The sequence below is a fragment of the Deinococcus alpinitundrae genome, assembly GCF_009982895.1.
In the GTDB taxonomy this organism is placed as follows: domain Bacteria; phylum Deinococcota; class Deinococci; order Deinococcales; family Deinococcaceae; genus Deinococcus; species Deinococcus alpinitundrae.
Genome location: NZ_WXZL01000106.1, coordinates 1 through 567 on the forward strand (window position 1 = coordinate 1; position 567 = coordinate 567).

Annotated in this window: 1 protein-coding gene; it reads right to left on the reverse strand. The window is 58.7% G+C overall.

Going from position 1 to position 567, the window contains the following annotated elements; all coding sequences use genetic code 11:
* A partial coding sequence (locus GUI70_RS22595; protein WP_161884515.1) for an IS3 family transposase occupies positions 1-555 on the reverse strand: 555 nt, incomplete at its 3' end.
* Between the last annotated feature and the right edge of the window lie 12 nt (positions 556-567).

Here is a 567-nt window from a genome sequence, read left to right on the forward strand (position 1 = left end):
GTTGACTTTCTCTGTCTTCAGGGTTTTATAGAAACTCTCCATGCGGGCGTTGTCGTAGGGATTGCCGGTTCTGGACATGCTGGGCGTGATGCCCATCGCCCGCAGGCGGGCGATGTAGATCCGGCTGGCGTACTGAACACCTTGATCAGAATGGTGGAGGAGTCCAGGTGCTGGATTGCGAGCGGCCAGCGCGTTATTCAGTGCGGCCAGCGACAGGTCGGCATCAATCAATCTTGACATTGACCAGCCCACGATCTCACGCGTGAAGCTGTCCAGCACGCACGCCAGATAGACGAACCCCTGCTTCACCCTCACGTACGTCAGATCAGCTTGCCAGACCTGGTCTGGTTTGGTCGGCATCGTCTGTGGGAGCAGATTAGGAAAGCGTTTCTCGTTGTGAGTCGAATCGGTGGTGCGCTGGTAACGTCGTTTGGGTCGGCACAACAACCGACGTTCCCGCATGACCCGCAGGACGCGTTTGTGATTGACGCCCTGCCCTCTGCGTGCCAGTTCGCGGGTGACCCGCCGATACCCGTAGCCGCTCCACTTCAGCACGACGGCCTCAAT